Here is a 16,680-nt window from a genome sequence, read left to right on the forward strand (position 1 = left end):
CTATCGCATTAAAATGATTGCGCAATCTTACTTCGCTTCAGAAGAGTTATCTGATGGGTGCGACTCTATCCAGGCAAAGGCTAGATTGTTGTAGTCAACGTAACTAAGCTCCTCCACTCGGCAGCGCACTTCTGCACTCAGCATCGGTAACTCACGCTTAAATCGGACATACCGATCCGCAATGAAAGCTCCGCCCGGCAATAACCCTCGCCCCTGACGCTCACTATGTAACCAGTCCCGCACATATCTGATTGCTGTACGCTCGCAATTGTTGTGTGCCCTGATGTCTTGCCCAGCAATGTCCGACAGAAATTTTTGATAGCGGTAGGGCTCGCTATCCAATATCAATAAGCTTTTGTCCCGAACTTTCTTGTCGCCATAGGACATTGCACCAATAAAGACGCCAAGTTCTAAAGGCATGTTGAAACGCGGGAGCTGATTGATGCCATCCAATTGCGTTCGCGAGATGTCATGCACCCCAAACTTACACTGCCGAATCAGTAATTTGATTTTCTCGAAGCGGGACTCGCCGCCGTTTTCAGATTCAAGCGCACTGCGCGGCCGAAAGCCGCAGTCATAGATAGCAAACACGATGGCCTCGTTGAGTCCGGCAAACTCGGTATCGAAGGGGCAGTTGATGAAGACATCCTCTCGCTCCTTTTGCATACGTTCATTCTTTCCGCGAACGAAGCATGACAGCTTGCACAGCCGCCCGCGCTTCCTCTAGAGTAAATGAATCATTCCCAACCGCAGGTAACTTTATCGAACGCAAAGGAAGCTCTTTTGCCCGATTCATGGCGATAATCTGTCCCAGCTTCGCCGCGCGCACCTTGCTTTTTTCAGATAATTTAGACATGACGCCCTCCTCAGTTTACACATATGCCTAACTTACTGAGTATAGAGCTTCCATTTATTTTTATTTTGTGGAAGCTCAAAGTGAGCGTTGTCAGCGCAGATCAAATCCTTGCGGTATCCAGTTGGGATCGAATTTACCGTCTGCCAGCAGACGGTCGGTGGCGGGAGCTTGCTTGGCGACGGCCAGCAGGGCTTGGTAGACCGCGTCGAAGTCGGCTTGCTGGTCGTGCAGCCAGCGTGTGATGTTGATGGTTTTGCCCGAGGCCAGCCGCGCCGAGATGCGCGGCTTGGCGGCATCCGGCACACCCGATTGCGTACTGGATGGAATCGCCGCCAACTGCTCAGCCGACAGTTGCCGCCACAGCGCGGCCACGGTGTCCGCCGGCACCGCGAGGCGGTAGCGCTTTTCGTGCAGGCTGGGGCCGCCGGCTGGATGCGTCACTAGCTGGCAATAGCCGCTGCCGTCCGCCGACAAATAGAGAATCTGACCGCCGTGCAGCGGGTGCACGTCGCGCAGTATGATGGCGGTGACTTGATCCACTTTCGCCCTTCCCTCCTTGGCGCTGGCTGCTGCTTGCGGCGTGGCGGCGTGCACAGGCGCCGCCAGCGCCAGCATCAGCAGGAGGGCAAGTTCACGCTTTTCGCTTGTTCGCATACACGCCTATCAAGACCATGCCCGCTACCATCAAGATCCATTGCGATGGTTCCGGCACCGAGGTCAAGATGAAGATGCCGTCGGGATTGAGTTGCTTCATATAGTCATAATACTGCTGGTAGTAACGCGAGTACATCACTGGATTGGCGTTCAGCGCGCCAAGGCCCATCACGCCATCGTCGGACAAGGTTGGATTAGGATACTTGTCGACCGCGCCGCCGATGTATTCATCGTACAGGCCCATCATGTGGCCGACCTCGTGCGCGTTGACGCTGGCGCCATCGCCGGTGTACCAGTTGGTCATATCGGCCCGGCCGGTGCCGGAGTGGACTTGGACCTTCTGGTTAAACGGCCCGTCGGTGGTGATGTCCACCAGGATCGGGATGAGTTTTCCCGTGGCCGTATCCTTGATGGCGTACTTGTTGTTCCACATGCCCTCCACGCCAGTAGTGACGGCGTTAATGTAAGCGGTTTTTTGCGCGTCGCTGTAGTTCAAGCCTGCATCGAACGAGAAATCGATTTGAATATCCTTGACCAGCTTGGTGCCGTCGAAGCTGCGCGTGTAGCTGTAGTCCCAACTGTAGGGGCCGAATGGACCGGCGTTGCCGGCGTTGTCTTTCAGGTCGGCGTCGCCGTAGGCCGGCGTGGTGCGGCTGCCGCTGATGTTTTCACTGCCTGTGTTCAGTGCGGCGGACGCCGTACCAGCTAGTGCACAGGCAACTATTATTGCTGACAGTTTATTTAGACTTTTCATTTGCAGCTCCCCTAGTCAGATTTTTACTCCCCCTTTATGCAACGGGGGTGAATCCAACTTAGGATACGCAAGTCACCAAGTCAAGCTGCTGAGCTAGGGGCGTGCCATTTCCGCCAATGCGTGATTTAGTGCTTGATTAAGCGTGTCTAAATGCGGCGCGATGGCCGCGAGTTGACCGGCATCGGCCAGCTTTTCGATCTGGGCGCAGCAGGTGTGCAAGGCGTCGGCGCCGAGGAAAGCGGCGGCACCCATCAGGCTGTGTGCGGCCAGGGCGATGGCACTGGCGTTGCCGTCTTTGAGGCCTTGCCGCGCTACTGTCAGCAAGCGCGGGCCTTCGCTCTGGAATGCCGACCACAAGGCTTGGTACAGCTTGTCGCCTTCGTTTGAACGTTGCACTCCTGGCGCCGGCAATTCATCTACGCCGAACATGGCGTCCAACTCCGCTAGCGCCGGTACGCCTGCTGGCGTGGTGCGCTGTTCGCCGACCAAGGCACGGCCCTGCGCCAGCAAGGCGTCCAGCTGGCGCGCAATCTCGCCGTGCAAGGCCATCTCATCGATAGGCTTGGCGAGGAAGCCGCTGGCGCCGGCCGCCATGAAGCGCTGCCGGTCTTCTGTGCTGGCGTTGGCGGTGAGCGCGATCACCGGTACGGCGGCATCGCGCACGCCGTTCAGTCCGGCACGCAGTTGCTGCACGGCGGTCACGCCATCCATGCGCGGCATGCGGCCGTCCATGATGACCAGGTCGAAATCGCGCGCAGCCAATTGCTCCAGCGCGGCCAAGCCATCTTCGACGATGGTGATGCTGTGGCCCATATTGCCCAGCAGTTCACGCAAGATGATTTGGTTGGTGTGGCCATCTTCCGCGCACAGCACAGCCAGGCTGGCGGCGTGCGGGTGGCCTGCTTCTGCTGGCCGAACGGCCACCGGCGCGCCGCGTTCCAGCGGCAGGTAGACGCGGAATACGCTGCCGATACCGACGTGGCTGCTCACCTCGATCTGTCCGCCCATCGCGGAGACGATGTTCTTGCAAATAGCGAGGCCCAAGCCGGCGCCGCCGTACTTGCGGGCGGTGGCGGTGCTGGCTTGTTCGAATTTCTGGAACAGGCGGCCGAGTGCGTCTGCCTCAATGCCGATACCGGTGTCGCGCACGGTGAGCATCAGGCCTTGCGTGTCGTGCTGAGCCACGCTCACGCGCACCTCGCCGCGTTCGGTGAATTTGATGCCATTGCCGACCAAGTTGAGCACCACTTGGCGCAAGCGCGTTGGATCGCCGCGCCACCATGACGGCAGGGTTGGATCGATGTCGGCAATCAGCGCAATGTGCTTGGCTTCGGCGCGGTTGGCCAGCAGGCCGGTCACCTCGTGCATCAGCGTGACGAGGTCGAAGTCCAATACTTCCAGCGGCATCTTGCCCGCTTCCAGCCGGGAGAAGTCGAGGATGTCGTTGATGATTTGCAGCAGCACCTCGGCATTGCTGAGGCTGAGGCGCAGCTTGTTGCGGGTGATGGCGTCCAGGCCGTTATCTTTCAGTGCCGAGCGCAGCATGCCGATCACGCCGCCAAGTGGCGTGCGGACTTCGTGGCTGATCATGGCGAGGAAATCGCTCTTGAGCTGGTTCGATACTTCGGCGGCGCGCTGTGCTGCCAGCGACTCGGCTTGGCGCGCTTGCGATGCGCGCAGGTCGGCTTCGCGCGCGTGCAGGGTGACGATTTGCGCTTCCAGCGTTTGGCGATAGCGGAGTTCGTTTTCGTGGCTGCGCGCGTGGGTGGCGCGTTGGCGCGCGAGTGCGCCGTCGAGGCCGTGCAGCAGGTAGGTGCAGGACAGCGTCAGCACCGTGGAGACCAGCAGGAAGTTCACGCTCAGGATGGCCCAGTGCGTGATGGGGCTGACTACCACCACCGCCATGCCCGGCTCGATGCCGCCCACGCAGCCGGCGAGGAACAAGGTCGCGCTACACCACAGCAGCGCCAGCATGGCAGGCACGCTGCCGATCAGCACCGTGCACAGTACTGGCACGGCGAGCAGGTAAATTTGAGAGAGAGGGCCGAGCGAGAACAGCAGCACTACCGCGATCACGTAGGCGATGCCGAGTATCCCAAGCGCGCGTCGCTGATACGAAATGTCGCGCCGGTAGTTGAGGAAGCCGGTGCCGGCCAGCGCGATGATGTCGGTAACGACCAGGAGCCAATGTCCCTGGCGCACTGCGCCCCACATGCTCGGCAGGATCGCCAGCACCCCGAGCCAGAAAGCCACTGCGCAGAGGCCGTCGAGCAAGCGGTTACGCCAGCCCTGTAAATCCTGATCGCCGTCCTCCAGCATCTCCGTATGCCGATGCAAGGCTGCGCGCAACACGCGTACCGGTAGGCTGTCAATCAAGGGAAGGCTCTCACTAGTCAGTTGGAATTAACAGGTGATTCTACTACTTCCAGCCAATAATAAAATGACATTCCAGTAGAAAGACGTGTCTTTACATAGATTGATCTAGCTCCAGACGCAAACAGCCCCCATGGCTGATTCTAAAGACTGCCAGATGCTGAATACCGTGGCATGAACGAGAGGTGATGTGGCTCTAGACTGCTCGCCAACACAATGCGCGCAGCTTAAACCGCCCAACAAAAAGCAACAAATATGTTTGAAATCCGATTGAATTCACAACATATTTGTTGTATTGTTTAGCCAATCTCCAAGACATCGGGAGGTTTATGAAATATAGCGAGTTCCGAGACGGTGGTTGCTCAAACAGGGTGCAGAATTTACTCCGGGCAAAGGAAGCCACCACAGGGTCTCTCTTAATGGTAAATCAACAGTCTTCCCGAACCACGGAGCGAAAGAAATAGGGACGGGACTGGTGGAGAAGATTAAGAAAGATCTTGGATTGAAGTAAGAAAAAATCCTGTTACCCTCATCCAATAGAAAAATAAAAACTAAAGCAGAGGATCACTATGTTGCTTTATCCCGTTACGCTTACACCAGATTCAAATGGCACTTTTCTGGTCAGCTTTCCCGATTTCCCAGAAGCGAACTCTGTCGGCGATGACAAAGAGGATGCTCTGACTCAAGCTGTCGATGCGCTTGAAACTACGCTGTCGATTTACTTTGACGAACGACGCCCCGTGCCACTTCCATCCGCGGCCGATGCCGGTGATGCAGTTGTTGCGCTTCCAGCATTGGAGACAGCTAAAGTGTTGGTATGGAATGAGATGTTTGCACAGAAATTACGCAAGGCCGATCTGGCGCGCATGCTTGATGTACATACCCCACAAATCGACCGCCTTTTTGATCTGGGCCATTCGTCTAAGATCGAATTCGTTGAACAAGCTGCTAAAGCGCTTGGAAAATCCCTGAACATCTCACTCGCGTAGATCCCCACCTCCTAGCCCACCGCCTCGAGACGCCGGCAACGGAAAATTTTTTATGGCGCTACGCGCGGCGTCTTCGGCGCGCCACCGCTTAGCGGTGGCAATCGGACGATTCGGAGCGGCTCGCCCCGGTAGGGGCGATGCCTTCGAATCCCCCCCGCAGAGCCTGCAGGGGTAAAGCAGGGAATTCGCGGTGCATTGCCCCGCGCCTGCGGAACAAGCCCAGATGGGCTCTGCTTCTCTCCGCCAAGGCACAAAAACAAAAAAGCCACCCGAGGGTGGCTTTTTGCTTTTTGTGTCCTGGCGAAGAGGCGGATTTATATCACGGAAAGTAAGCCATATTCTACTTCGGGGATATGCCTCTCAGGCTAGCGTCTACCCCGACCCGTACCACGACAGCTGACCGGAATCAAGGCACCGGCTCCGTTAGGGGGAGCGCGTCAGTTCCACCATAAAACATTGGATGAAGCTTCCCTTCAAATCTCGGATTCCACTCCGCGTCATCCGAGTCGCCTTCATAATGATATTCAGTTGAAGAGAAAACGACTTGCACATTGCGGGTAGAGCAGAGTTTTTTCAGCTCTAAGAAATAACGATTCAAATCATCATTATGAATATCATGCTGTTTTGGGGTGTCCAATATGAAAATGTTTAATGTCCCGTCAGAAATAGACATTTGCTCAATAAAAGCAGCATGGTAAGCCAATACAGTGCGAAGTTTGGTGCTTCCCTTTAATTGCCCAACAACTTCATTGCCAAAAATCGGAACAAAATCCTGTTTAAATGAAATATCATAGTTAACATTCGACGTTCCCAAAATATCGAGCCACCGGATGAGAGCAACTTTAAAAGTAGAGCGGACTCGAATTAACTCTGGAGAGAAGCCGCTCTCCCTTCCAAGCTCATGTAAAGTTGAAAGCGCCCTCTCTCTACGATCATGAGTTTCGAGATATCTCGTTTTTAGAACACTGATTTTTTTTAAGTCACCTAACTTTAACTGTATTTCAAGCATGCGAGTCTTAACAGCCGAAATTGCATCAACCAACGCATCTGTCTCAGTCTTCAAAGAAGTAACGACTTGACTTTGCTCAATATCGGAAATTTCCGCAAGCAGCCTACTACGTTTTTCTAAGTATCGATTTTTTCGCGTTTCTTCAGCTGACGAATTGCGGTCAAGATCTTTGATCTGGTCACGCAAATATAATAAATTCTTCCCAAAGGCATTTGAGCTCTTCAAGAACATTCCACAGTTATCAGATCCGCATATCTCATCAAACGACATGAATATACGACGAGCATCCTCGTTCAATGTTAATGTATTGATTTCGCTATTAATTTCACCAATAATATTTCTCTGTCCAAGCAGGCGCCTTTCAATCTCTTGTAACTCAATATCAATACTGTATACTTCTCTACGTTTGGCCCTAACGACCTGCCCCATAGCCTCAACAGATTCAGATTGGCTTTGGTTTGTTGATTTAAAACCATCCAGCTGTAGAGTTAAGCTATCAAGCTCAGCACGCAGCTCTTCCTCTACCACACCGTCAACATCAAGTTGAATTTTCGCATCCTCAAATTGTTTCTTTCGCTCACCGACTAATTTATCAAGTTCGTCAACTTCGCGGCGAAGTGCAATAGAGTCTTTTTTCTGGTCGAAAGAGTGCTTTGCTGCCAATTTCCAAGCAATTCGCATCATTTCTGAATGCTGATCCTTAATAAAGGTAGCAGGGGGCGAATAAAAACTGTTATATCCGTTATCTTGATCAAGGTAATATAAAGGTAAAATTGTACTAATGTAAGGAGAGATAACCTCTCCCTGCATCCCAACCAACCGTCGATCAGCATCCAAGTCAAGAAGCTGGAATAAATGGTCAGAGAATTCTCTCTCGCTATAAAAATGCTGAATTCTGCCATTCGACTCAAACGTCAGATCAAAATCTCGAGAAAATGCACGAGAGCTTTTAAATAATTCATCACCGACAGAAAAAGTCAGCTCGGCGTACTCGCAACGGCTATAGATATCGTCCCTAAATACACTATTATACCCAAGGCAAAATGCAATACTTTGGACAGTCGGCGTTTTTCCCGAACCATTTGGTCCGAACAGCTGCGTTATGTGATCTCCGAACTTAAGTAGTTCGGATCTCAATCCACCTATACCTCTGGGGGCAATCTGAAGAGTAAGCAATTTCATGATATTTGAAGATCAAGTTGGCGGGCGACACAAATATTTCTATATGCACGAGCAATCTGAGCTAGGTTATAAGCCAAATCATCTGCTTGTGCCTCCGTTGCACGCAGCAAAACTTTCTTACCTAGTTCACTTATTGATACCCTGCCGTGATCATTGAGGACATTAACCAGGCCCGCAGCGTCGAGAAAACGAAGAGCATTGACTGTGCGAATCCGCATTCCCGCAGACCAACCTAGTTGGTGGGATGATCCCTTGAAGCCGGACATGGTAAGCTCGATCGTTTCCCCAACAAACTGACCGATTTCCTGAACTTTTGGCTTACGCCTATCTTTAGCAAGAACTAGTATTATCAGAGCAATTAGCGGTAGTTGAAATAAAGCATCATTAGTAAGCTCTCCTTTTGCTCCACCTTTTTGTGGAACAGCGCCCTCGAGCTCGTGATCCGAATACTGTGCAAAAAATGAATCGAAATTCATGTCGTCCTCTTTATATATTCGGAAAAGAAAGCTCCCAATAACGCGTCCAAGTCCAAATCAGCAAAAGTTCCGCCGTCATGTAATTTTTTTAGCAATATTTGAAGAGGGGCCTTTATTTTCGATAGCTTTACTTGTCGTTTCCAATCAAGGCTTGTGTCCAATAGTTGGTTTATCTCATCGATGACCTCAGCTAGATCGAGGGCAGATTTTAGAGTTTTTCTGCACCATTCATCCCACTTAATTTTACAACGAGAGCAATATTCAACTGTATCAGAATCCTTCGCAGCTTCGCCAAGTATCCGCTGAATCAGGGATGCTGACTTTACAGCCTTCTCATCATTCCCCGCACGCAGCAACAGATAAGCCGGTCGAGAAATAGCCATAATATCCAATAAATCTTCAATATCAACGGAAGAGCTATCATCTATGTTGGCGGCATCCCATTTATCAATGACCCCACTAGATTTTGAAGCAATTAAATCTAACAATTTAAGAAGAATTTGATTTAACTCTGAATAAGATAACTCTACTTCACTGTACTCATGAATTTTCTTTCTTACAGTGCTATCAAATTCCACATTTTTTAGTTTTATATGTGAAACATCCGTATCAAAACATAATCTTGAGAGTAAATTTTTAATCTCATCAGGGGTTAAGCTTTTTGATATTTTTTCTTGAAAGCACTCATTGAACTTATTTATGAGGAGTTGCGAGTGCTTATCGGAAAAAGTCAAATCTTCGACGTCGACTCGAAAATCCTCTGCTTTCCCATCGAGGTGATTATTGGTCTGAAAGGTAACCGATTCACATGTATCTCCAAATATCACAGTATGGAGCAACAATTTCCCAACAAAGCTCTCACGTATTTTCGCCGCAGAGCATTTCGATACATCTTTGAGTCTGCCATCTATCCCAAGCAGCTCTCCAATCGTCCAATTTTCGTGTTGCTTCCCCTTGGTCTTAACCTGGACAAAACGGTAGCGGACCGCACCTTTCTCAGAACTCCGGACAACGTAGTCATCATGTAAATCGCAATAGACTCGGTCTACGTCCTTAGACTCTAAGATTGCCAACGCAGCCACTGCGGCCGCCCTAACCTGAGCTCTGTATCGAGCAAAGGAATCTCGTCCGTCTTGTTCACGAGGAGCGACATCAGCAAGAGTCATTTGCTTAGGCATGTTACGAAGTAAGTAATAGTCAGTTCATAACATATACTCTGCATATTTGGTTGTCGTCAAGAAAATATTTCAGATTGACATTGCAACTGTGTTTTTATACAGTATATTGCCGCTTAATTGGCTAGCTGTCAATCTGCCAACCTATCTGCTCAGGCGTTCACATCCTTGCTACCCTCACTCCTGCGCTTACTGTCATCGTCCAAGGTAAGCAGCATTAATTTGTTCGCGGCCGCGACGACGGCATCCGACGACGGCGACGACGGTGTCGGCGACGACGGTGTCAACTCTGTCATTTGGACACTCGGACAGAGTGTTTGATCTAACTCAAGACAGCATTTTTTGAATTTTGCACCGTGCACTGCGACATCGCTCCGCGCAGGGGCCGACGATTGAAGATGGACAAATTGCGATGGGAAAATAGTGCTTGTGGGAATTTTTGCTGGCGCTACGCGCGGCGCCTTCGGCGCGCCACCGCGTAGCGGTGGCAATCGGACGATTCGGAGCGGCTCGCCCCGGTAGGGGCGATGCCTTCGAATCCCCCGCGCAGAGCCCGCAGGGGCTCTGCTTCTCTCCGCCAGGACACAAAAAACAAAAAAGCCACCCGAGGGTGGCTTTTTGCTTTTTGTGTCCTGGCGGAGAGAGGGGGATTCGAACCCCCGATAGGCTATTAACCTATACACGCTTTCCAGGCGTGCGACTTCAACCACTCATCCACCTCTCCTGCATTTCCCAAATCTCGGGAAGCGCCGAATTATAGCAAAGATTCCCAAGAGTACAAAATTTATCAGGACGCCTCTTTCAATTGCTCAAGGATCGCAGGATTCTCCAGCGTCGACACGTCCTGCGTAATCACTTCGCCCTTGGCCAACACGCGCAGCAGACGACGCATGATTTTGCCCGACCGCGTTTTCGGCAGATTATCGCCAAAGCGAATCTCTTTCGGCTTCGCAATCGGACCAATCTCCTTGGCCACCCAATTACGCAGCTCCAGCGCAATCTTCTTGGCATCATCGCCAGTAGGACGCGCCTGCTTCAGCACCACGAATGCGCAAATCGATTCACCGGTCGTGTCGTCCGGCTTGCCGACCACCGCCGCCTCCGCCACCAGCGGATTCGCCACCAGCGCCGATTCGATTTCCATCGTACCCATGCGGTGGCCCGACACGTTCAACACGTCATCGATACGGCCGGTAATCGTGAAGTAGCCGGTATCCTTGTTGCGAATCGCGCCATCGCCAGCCAGGTACATGCGGCCGCCCAGCTCTTCCGGGAAGTACGAGGTCTTGAAGCGATCCGGGTTGTTCCAGATGGTGCGGATCATCGACGGCCATGGACGCTTCACCACCAAGATGCCGCCCTGCCCGTTCGGCACGTCATGACCAGACTCATCAACAATCGCGGCCATGATGCCCGGCAGCGGCAACGTGCACGAGCCCGGCACCATCGGCGTTGCGCCCGGCAGCGGGGTGATCATGTGGCCGCCGGTCTCGGTCTGCCAGAAGGTATCGACAATCGGGCACTGCTCTTTGCCCACCTGCGTGTAGTACCACATCCACGCTTCAGGATTGATCGGCTCGCCCACCGTACCCAGCAAGCGCAGCGACGACAGGTCGTAGTTTTTCGGATGCACTTTCGGATCCACGTCCGACGCTTTGATCAGCGAACGAATCGCCGTCGGCGCAGTGTAGAAGATGTTGACTTTGTGCTTGGCGATGGTTTCCCAGAACCGGCCCGCATTCGGGAAGGTCGGGATGCCTTCAAACACTACCTGCGTCGCGCCCACTGCGGTCGGGCCGTAGGCGATGTAGCTGTGGCCAGTTACCCAGCCGATGTCGGCCGTGCACCAGTACACATCGGAAGGCTTGATGTCGAACGACCATTTCATGGTCAGCGCCGCCCACAACAGGTAGCCGCCGCTCGAGTGCTGAACGCCTTTTGGCGTACCGGTCGAGCCCGAGGTGTACAGGATGAACAGTGGATGCTCGGCATCCACCCACTCCGGCTCGCATACCGCCGACTGGCCTTCGACCAGGTCGTGCAGCCACAGGTCGCGGCCTTCTTTGAAGGCGATCGCGCCGCCAGTGCGCTTGTAGACGATCACGTCTTTGATGGTGTCGCAGCCGCCCAGTGCCAGCGCTTCGTCAACGATGGCTTTCAGTGGCAGCTGTTTGCCGCCGCGCAGTTGTTCGTCGGCGGTGATCACGGCCACCGCGCCGGCGTCGATGATGCGCTCTTGCAGCGATTTGGCCGAGAAGCCGCCAAACACCACCGAGTGGGTCGCGCCGATACGCGCGCAAGCCTGCATCGCCGCCACGCCTTCCACCGACATCGACATGTAGATGATCACGCGGTCACCTTTTTTGATGCCGCGCGCTTTCAAGCCGTTGGCGAATTTGCAGACTTTTTCGTGCAGTTCTTTGTAGCTGACGTGGGTCGATTTGCCGTCGTCCGCTTCGAAGATGATCGCGGTCTTGTCGGCGTTGCCGTTTTGCAGATTGCGGTCGAGGCAGTTGTACGAGACGTTCAGCTTGCCGTCTTCGAACCATTTGTAGAACGGCGCGTTGTCTTCGTTCAGGGTGCGGGTGAATGGCGTTTGCCATTCGAGGTGTTCTTTCGCCAGGCGCGACCAGAAGCCTTCGTAGTCGGCCGCCGCCTCTGCGCACAGCGCGTTGTATGCATCCATGCCCGATACGGTGGCTTGACCGGCAAATGCCGCCGATGGGTTGAAGATGCGGGATTCTTGTGGACCTTGGGTTGTCGTGCTGCTCATGGTGTCTCCAATGTAGTAATCGTTTGCTATCAACATAAACGTGATCGCTTACTGTGCCCTTACAGCCATGCACGTCCCCGGCGGAGGATGGCATGGCGGACAATTTTACCAATTTTTCATTGCAGCCTACCGATGCGGTCGCCCGGCAGCACGTGTAAAATGTCGGCAGTCTTCATAGTCTGCCTCATTTTCAGGAGTTTTGCCCCAATGACCGAGCCTAATAAGAAGCTGCGCCCTCTGCCCGCTTTTATCTTTATGTCCCGCTGGTTGCAGCTGCCGCTGTACCTCGGCCTGATCCTGGCGCAGTGCGTTTATGTATTCCATTTCTGGGTCGAGCTGAAGGATTTGATCGGCGCCGCGCTCGGCAATGAAGCCGCGCTTCAGCACATCTTCCAAGCTGTCGCCGTGCCAGGCGCAGCGCTGCCAGAGAAGCTGAATGAAACCACTATCATGCTGGTCGTGCTTGGCCTGATCGATGTGGTGATGATTTCCAATCTGCTGGTGATGGTCATCATCGGCGGCTACGAAACTTTCGTGTCGCGCATGAATCTCGAATCCCACCCAGACCAGCCGGAGTGGCTGTCGCACGTGAACGCCTCCGTGCTGAAGACCAAGCTGGCGATGGCGATCATCGGCATCTCGTCCATCCATTTGCTGAAAACGTTTATTAACGCGGCGTCCTACAAGACCGAAGTGATTGCGGCCCAAACCGTAATCCACGTGGTGTTCCTGTTGTCGGCCCTGGCAATCGCCTACACCGACCGCATCACCACGATGACTCACAACGAATCCAAACACTAACCCACGCGAGAACATCATGACCATCATAAAGCAAGAAGACCTGATTGAATCCGTTGCCGCCGCGCTCCAGTACATCAGCTACTACCACCCTGCTGACTACATCGCGCACCTGGCCCGCGCTTACGAGCACGAGCAAAGCCCGGCCGCCAAGGACGCCATCGCGCAGATCCTGACCAACTCGCGCATGTGCGCCGAGGGCAAGCGTCCGATCTGCCAGGACACCGGCATCGTCAACGTCTTCCTGAAGATCGGCATGGGTGTGCGCTTTGAAGGCTTCACCGGCACCGTCACCGACGCCGTCAACGAAGGCGTGCGCCGCGCCTACAACTACGACGACAACAAGCTGCGCGCGTCGATCGTCGCCGACCCGCACTTCGACCGCAAGAACACCAAGGACAACACGCCGGCCGTGGTGCACATGGAACTGGTCGAAGGCGATACCGTCGACGTCAAGGTTGCTGCCAAAGGCGGCGGCTCGGAAAACAAGTCCAAGATGATCATGATGAATCCATCCGATTCGCTGGTCGACTGGGTACTGAAAACCGTGCCAACCATGGGCGCCGGCTGGTGCCCGCCAGGCATGCTGGGCATCGGTATCGGCGGCACCGCCGAGAAAGCCATGCTGATGGCAAAAGAAGTGCTGATGGAAGACATCGATATGTTCGAGCTGAAGCAGCGCGGCCCGCAGAATAAGCTGGAAGAACTGCGTATCGAGCTGTGCGACAAGATCAACGCACTGGGCATCGGCGCACAAGGCCTGGGTGGCTTGACCACGGTGCTGGACGTGAAGATCATGATGCACCCAACCCACGCTGCATCGAAGCCAGTCGCAATGATCCCGAACTGCGCAGCAACCCGCCACGGCCACTTCGTGCTGGACGGCTCCGGCCCTGCTTACATGACGCCGCCACCGCTGTCGACCTGGCCTGACGTGTCGTGGGCGCCGGACACCGAGAAATCGAAACGCGTGAACCTGGACACCCTGACCAAGGAAGAAGTCGCTTCGTGGAAGCCGGGCCAGACCCTGCTGCTGAACGGCAAAATGCTGACCGGCCGCGATGCCGCGCACAAGCGCATCCAGGACATGCTGGCCAAGGGCGAAGAACTGCCAGTGGACTTCAAGAACCGCGTGATCTACTACGTCGGCCCAGTTGATCCAGTGCGCGACGAAGTGGTTGGCCCAGCAGGCCCGACCACCGCGACCCGCATGGACAAGTTCACCGATATGATGCTGGAGAAAACCGGCCTGATCGCGATGATCGGTAAAGCCGAGCGCGGCCCTGCTGCGATCGAATCGATCAAGAAGCACCAGTCGGCGTACCTGATGGCCGTCGGCGGTTCCGCTTACCTGGTGTCGAAAGCCATCAAGCAATCGCGCGTGCTGGGCTTTGCCGATATGGGCATGGAAGCGATCTACGAGTTCGACGTGGTCGATATGCCTGTAACCGTGGCGGTGGACTCGGCCGGTACCTCGGTGCACAACACCGGCCCTGCGGAATGGAAAACGCGCATCGAGCAGTTGAACGTTCCGGTCGTCGTCGCCTGATGACGCGCGCCCGCTCTCCCGGTTGCCCGATCGGCGTGTTTGATTCCGGTGTGGGCGGGCTCTCGGTGCTGCGCCACATCCGCGTGCAGCAGCCGCATGAAGATCTGATGTACTTTGCCGATTCCGGCCACGCGCCGTATGGCGACAAGACCGAGCAGTACGTGGTCGAGCGCGCCTTAGCTGTGACGGACTTCCTGTTGGCGCAAGGCGCCAAGGCGCTGGTGGTGGCCTGCAATACCGCTACCGTGGCGGCCATCAAGGCCGTGCGCGCCAAGTATCCTGATTTGCCGGTGGTAGGCGTGGAGCCCGGTCTCAAGCCGGCTGCGGCAGCCACCCGCAATGGAAAGGTCGGCGTGCTGGCGACCGCGCGCACGCTCAAAGGCGACAAGTTCCTGCAACTGCGCGAGCAGATCAGCGCTGCCACGCAGGCTGAGTTCCTGTTGCAACCGGCAGTTGGTCTCGTTAATGAAATCGAAAAAGGCGACCTGCACGCGCCGGCGATTGCCGAGATGCTGGAGCGCTACGTCGCACCGCTGCTGGAACAAGGCGCCGATACGCTGGTGCTCGGCTGCACCCACTACCCTTTCGTCCGCGATGGCATTGAGCGCGTGCTGACTGAGCATGCCCGCAATGACGTTACGCTGATCGATACTGGTGATGCAGTAGCGCGCCAGCTGGGGCGCTTGCTGGAAGCTGGCGGCCTGTTGCGCGCCGACGGTGCGGGCACGCTGCGCGCTTATACCACCGGCGCAGCCGAAGCGCTGGCGCAAGCCTTTGCCGATCTGCTGGGGCTACAGCAGGCGGTGGAAAAGGTTGATGTTTAAGCCATGCGGCAGATTCCTGAAAAAATGCTGCAATTAAATTTGCAGGAATCGAAATCGGCTTGTATAATTCTGGCTCGTTGTTCAGCACTAGTTGAATAACAAAACAGCGGTGGCTGTAGCTCAGTTGGTAGAGTCCAGGATTGTGATTCCTGTTGTCGTGGGTTCGAGCCCCATCAGCCACCCCAAGAATTAAGTGAAAAGCCCAGTCTCTGACTGGGCTTTTCGCGTTTCAGGCTTGTTCATTTGATGTGGGTCTCATGACGTGCTGATTGCAGAGTTACGCTCAACTCATGTCCCAAGAGGAGGCCGCCATGCGCCCCACGAGCTTGCTTGACAATCAATCGGATCAGCCGGAGGATCACATTATGGCTACCAGCACCGACTCCAACGACGCCGCACTCAATGACCTCGTGCTCACCGTGAAGGTCATCGAGTCGAATTACGTCACCAAGGAGGAGCTAGCACACCTAAACGGCAAGGTTGACGGCCTGGCGGGCAGGGTTGATGTTCTGACAGACCAAGTTAGCGTCCTGACAAACCAAGTTGGCGTCCTGACAGACAAGGTCAGTTCCTTGAGCGCCAAGGTAGACGCCATGCCATCACAGCTTGAACTGATGATCAAAAATCAGATTGATCAAGCCTTCAAGGCCCACATGGAAGAGATGTACAGAATTTTCGCCACCAAGGCGGAACTCGCTGCCGCCATCAACCAGCAAACGTGGCGCATGATCGGATTTGGTGGCCTGCTGCTCAGCGCTGGCTACGCTTTCGCCCGCTTCGCCTAAGCCTTGGCGGCGCGCTGCGCCTTGATTTGGGCGGCGATTTTATCCAGCGTGTCCATCACCGTGCCGGGATTGAAGGGTTTGACGATGTAGCCCTTGGCGCCGCTGCGCAGCGACTGCTCCACCGTGCTGCGCTCAGTGCTGGCAGTCACCATCAACACGGCAGCGTTCGGCTGCTTTTCGCGTATCCAGTTGAGCAAGGTCAGGCCGTCGCCATCGGGCATCACCACGTCGAGGCAGATGATGTCGGCTTTTAACGAACGCAGCCTTAGACGCGCAGATTCCGCTGTGCCGGCATCACCAACCACATCGTACTTATCGCCCTGGATAATTACGCGCAGCAGGCCGCGCGTCATCTCGTTATCGTCAATAATGAAAACACTCAGTCCTTGGTGCAATGCCATGCAATCCTCCTCCTGACTATCATTCAAGCCATCATAACTTAATGCTCACACCCATGCCCACCGTTACAACTTTTTGACGCTG

At 54.6% G+C, this 16,680-nt stretch carries 16 protein-coding genes and 2 tRNA genes; 7 read left to right on the forward strand and 11 right to left on the reverse strand.

The window, feature by feature from the left end:
* Window positions 1-27 precede the first annotated feature (27 nt).
* The 5 genes from GTP45_RS02015 to GTP45_RS02035 form a co-directional block, all read right to left on the reverse strand.
* Window positions 28-666, reverse strand: a complete 639-nt coding sequence (locus GTP45_RS02015; RefSeq protein WP_174821627.1) for a hypothetical protein — start codon at window positions 664-666, stop codon at window positions 28-30.
* A gap of 4 nt (window positions 667-670) precedes the next feature.
* Complete coding sequence (locus tag GTP45_RS02020; protein WP_161012204.1) at window positions 671-856, reverse strand: hypothetical protein; 186 nt, start codon at window positions 854-856, stop codon at window positions 671-673.
* A 90-nt stretch (window positions 857-946) separates the two neighbouring features.
* Window positions 947-1,510 (reverse strand): hypothetical protein, encoded by a 564-nt coding sequence (locus GTP45_RS02025; protein WP_161012205.1) that lies wholly within the window; start codon window positions 1,508-1,510, stop codon window positions 947-949.
* Window positions 1,488-2,264, reverse strand: a complete 777-nt coding sequence (locus GTP45_RS02030; protein ID WP_161012206.1) for a PEP-CTERM sorting domain-containing protein — start codon at window positions 2,262-2,264, stop codon at window positions 1,488-1,490. The genes GTP45_RS02025 and GTP45_RS02030 overlap by 23 nt, the downstream gene beginning before the upstream one ends.
* A gap of 93 nt (window positions 2,265-2,357) precedes the next feature.
* Window positions 2,358-4,640: an ATP-binding protein gene (locus GTP45_RS02035; protein WP_161012207.1), complete on the reverse strand. Its 2,283-nt coding sequence runs from the start codon at window positions 4,638-4,640 to the stop codon at window positions 2,358-2,360.
* Window positions 4,641-4,995: 355 nt separating this feature from the next.
* Between GTP45_RS02035 and GTP45_RS02040 the strand changes: the two genes are divergently transcribed.
* Window positions 4,996-5,148 (forward strand): type II toxin-antitoxin system HicA family toxin, encoded by a 153-nt coding sequence (locus GTP45_RS02040; protein ID WP_308494577.1) that lies wholly within the window; start codon window positions 4,996-4,998, stop codon window positions 5,146-5,148.
* A gap of 58 nt (window positions 5,149-5,206) precedes the next feature.
* A complete protein-coding gene (locus GTP45_RS02045) occupies window positions 5,207-5,626 on the forward strand; it encodes a type II toxin-antitoxin system HicB family antitoxin (RefSeq protein ID WP_161012208.1) in 420 nt (139 codons plus the stop codon).
* A gap of 406 nt (window positions 5,627-6,032) precedes the next feature.
* Here GTP45_RS02045 and GTP45_RS02050 read toward each other — a convergent pair whose 3' ends face one another.
* From GTP45_RS02050 to acs, 5 genes are all read right to left on the reverse strand, one after another.
* On the reverse strand, window positions 6,033-7,817 hold the full coding sequence (locus tag GTP45_RS02050; protein WP_161012209.1) for a hypothetical protein: 1,785 nt from the start codon (window positions 7,815-7,817) through the stop codon (window positions 6,033-6,035).
* Complete coding sequence (locus tag GTP45_RS02055; RefSeq protein ID WP_161012210.1) at window positions 7,814-8,293, reverse strand: hypothetical protein; 480 nt, start codon at window positions 8,291-8,293, stop codon at window positions 7,814-7,816. The genes GTP45_RS02050 and GTP45_RS02055 overlap by 4 nt, the downstream gene beginning before the upstream one ends.
* Window positions 8,290-9,459 carry a dsDNA nuclease domain-containing protein gene (locus GTP45_RS02060; protein WP_161012211.1) on the reverse strand — a complete coding sequence of 390 codons (1,170 nt, stop codon included), beginning with the start codon at window positions 9,457-9,459 and terminating at the stop codon, window positions 8,290-8,292. Before GTP45_RS02060 ends, GTP45_RS02055 begins: the two co-directional genes overlap by 4 nt.
* A gap of 642 nt (window positions 9,460-10,101) precedes the next feature.
* Window positions 10,102-10,192 (reverse strand) — tRNA-Ser (locus GTP45_RS02065).
* A 63-nt stretch (window positions 10,193-10,255) separates the two neighbouring features.
* A complete protein-coding gene (acs, locus tag GTP45_RS02070; protein ID WP_161012212.1) occupies window positions 10,256-12,241 on the reverse strand; it encodes an acetate--CoA ligase in 1,986 nt (661 codons plus the stop codon).
* 207 nt (window positions 12,242-12,448) lie between these two features.
* Between acs and GTP45_RS02075 the strand changes: the two genes are divergently transcribed.
* The 5 genes from GTP45_RS02075 (at window position 12,449) to GTP45_RS02095 (ending at window position 16,197) form a co-directional block, all read left to right on the forward strand.
* Window positions 12,449-13,042 carry a TIGR00645 family protein gene (locus GTP45_RS02075; protein WP_161012213.1) on the forward strand — a complete coding sequence of 198 codons (594 nt, stop codon included), beginning with the start codon at window positions 12,449-12,451 and terminating at the stop codon, window positions 13,040-13,042.
* Window positions 13,043-13,058: 16 nt separating this feature from the next.
* Window positions 13,059-14,588 (forward strand): fumarate hydratase, encoded by a 1,530-nt coding sequence (locus GTP45_RS02080; RefSeq protein WP_161012214.1) that lies wholly within the window; start codon window positions 13,059-13,061, stop codon window positions 14,586-14,588.
* A complete protein-coding gene (gene murI, locus GTP45_RS02085) occupies window positions 14,588-15,412 on the forward strand; it encodes a glutamate racemase (RefSeq protein WP_161012215.1) in 825 nt (274 codons plus the stop codon). The genes GTP45_RS02080 and murI overlap by 1 nt, the downstream gene beginning before the upstream one ends.
* Before the next feature lie 109 nt (window positions 15,413-15,521).
* Window positions 15,522-15,597, forward strand: a tRNA-His gene (locus GTP45_RS02090).
* A 126-nt stretch (window positions 15,598-15,723) separates the two neighbouring features.
* Entirely contained in the window at window positions 15,724-16,197 is a 474-nt protein-coding gene (locus GTP45_RS02095; protein WP_161012216.1) for a hypothetical protein, read from the forward strand.
* On the opposite strand, the gene GTP45_RS02100 is transcribed toward GTP45_RS02095, so the two are convergent.
* Window positions 16,194-16,598 (reverse strand): response regulator, encoded by a 405-nt coding sequence (locus tag GTP45_RS02100; RefSeq protein WP_161012217.1) that lies wholly within the window; start codon window positions 16,596-16,598, stop codon window positions 16,194-16,196. The two genes, GTP45_RS02095 and GTP45_RS02100, sit on opposite strands and share 4 nt — an antisense overlap.
* Window positions 16,599-16,680: the final 82 nt, after the last annotated feature.

Source organism: Duganella rivi (genome assembly GCF_009857435.1).
Lineage (GTDB): Bacteria > Pseudomonadota > Gammaproteobacteria > Burkholderiales > Burkholderiaceae_D > Rugamonas > Rugamonas rivi.

Coding starts and splice junctions, on each gene's coding strand:
- GTP45_RS02015 (WP_174821627.1), bottom strand. CDS start 666: ATGCAAAAGGAGCGAGAGGATGTCTTCATCAACTGCCCCTTCGATACC.
- GTP45_RS02020 (WP_161012204.1), bottom strand. CDS start 856: ATGTCTAAATTATCTGAAAAAAGCAAGGTGCGCGCGGCGAAGCTGGGA.
- GTP45_RS02025 (WP_161012205.1), bottom strand. CDS start 1,510: ATGCGAACAAGCGAAAAGCGTGAACTTGCCCTCCTGCTGATGCTGGCG.
- GTP45_RS02030 (WP_161012206.1), bottom strand. CDS start 2,264: ATGAAAAGTCTAAATAAACTGTCAGCAATAATAGTTGCCTGTGCACTA.
- GTP45_RS02045 (WP_161012208.1), top strand. CDS start 5,207: ATGTTGCTTTATCCCGTTACGCTTACACCAGATTCAAATGGCACTTTT.
- GTP45_RS02050 (WP_161012209.1), bottom strand. CDS start 7,817: ATGAAATTGCTTACTCTTCAGATTGCCCCCAGAGGTATAGGTGGATTG.
- GTP45_RS02055 (WP_161012210.1), bottom strand. CDS start 8,293: ATGAATTTCGATTCATTTTTTGCACAGTATTCGGATCACGAGCTCGAG.
- GTP45_RS02060 (WP_161012211.1), bottom strand. CDS start 9,459: ATGACTCTTGCTGATGTCGCTCCTCGTGAACAAGACGGACGAGATTCC.
- acs (WP_161012212.1), bottom strand. CDS start 12,241: ATGAGCAGCACGACAACCCAAGGTCCACAAGAATCCCGCATCTTCAAC.
- GTP45_RS02075 (WP_161012213.1), top strand. CDS start 12,449: ATGACCGAGCCTAATAAGAAGCTGCGCCCTCTGCCCGCTTTTATCTTT.
- GTP45_RS02080 (WP_161012214.1), top strand. CDS start 13,059: ATGACCATCATAAAGCAAGAAGACCTGATTGAATCCGTTGCCGCCGCG.
- murI (WP_161012215.1), top strand. CDS start 14,588: ATGACGCGCGCCCGCTCTCCCGGTTGCCCGATCGGCGTGTTTGATTCC.
- GTP45_RS02095 (WP_161012216.1), top strand. CDS start 15,724: ATGCGCCCCACGAGCTTGCTTGACAATCAATCGGATCAGCCGGAGGAT.
- GTP45_RS02100 (WP_161012217.1), bottom strand. CDS start 16,598: ATGGCATTGCACCAAGGACTGAGTGTTTTCATTATTGACGATAACGAG.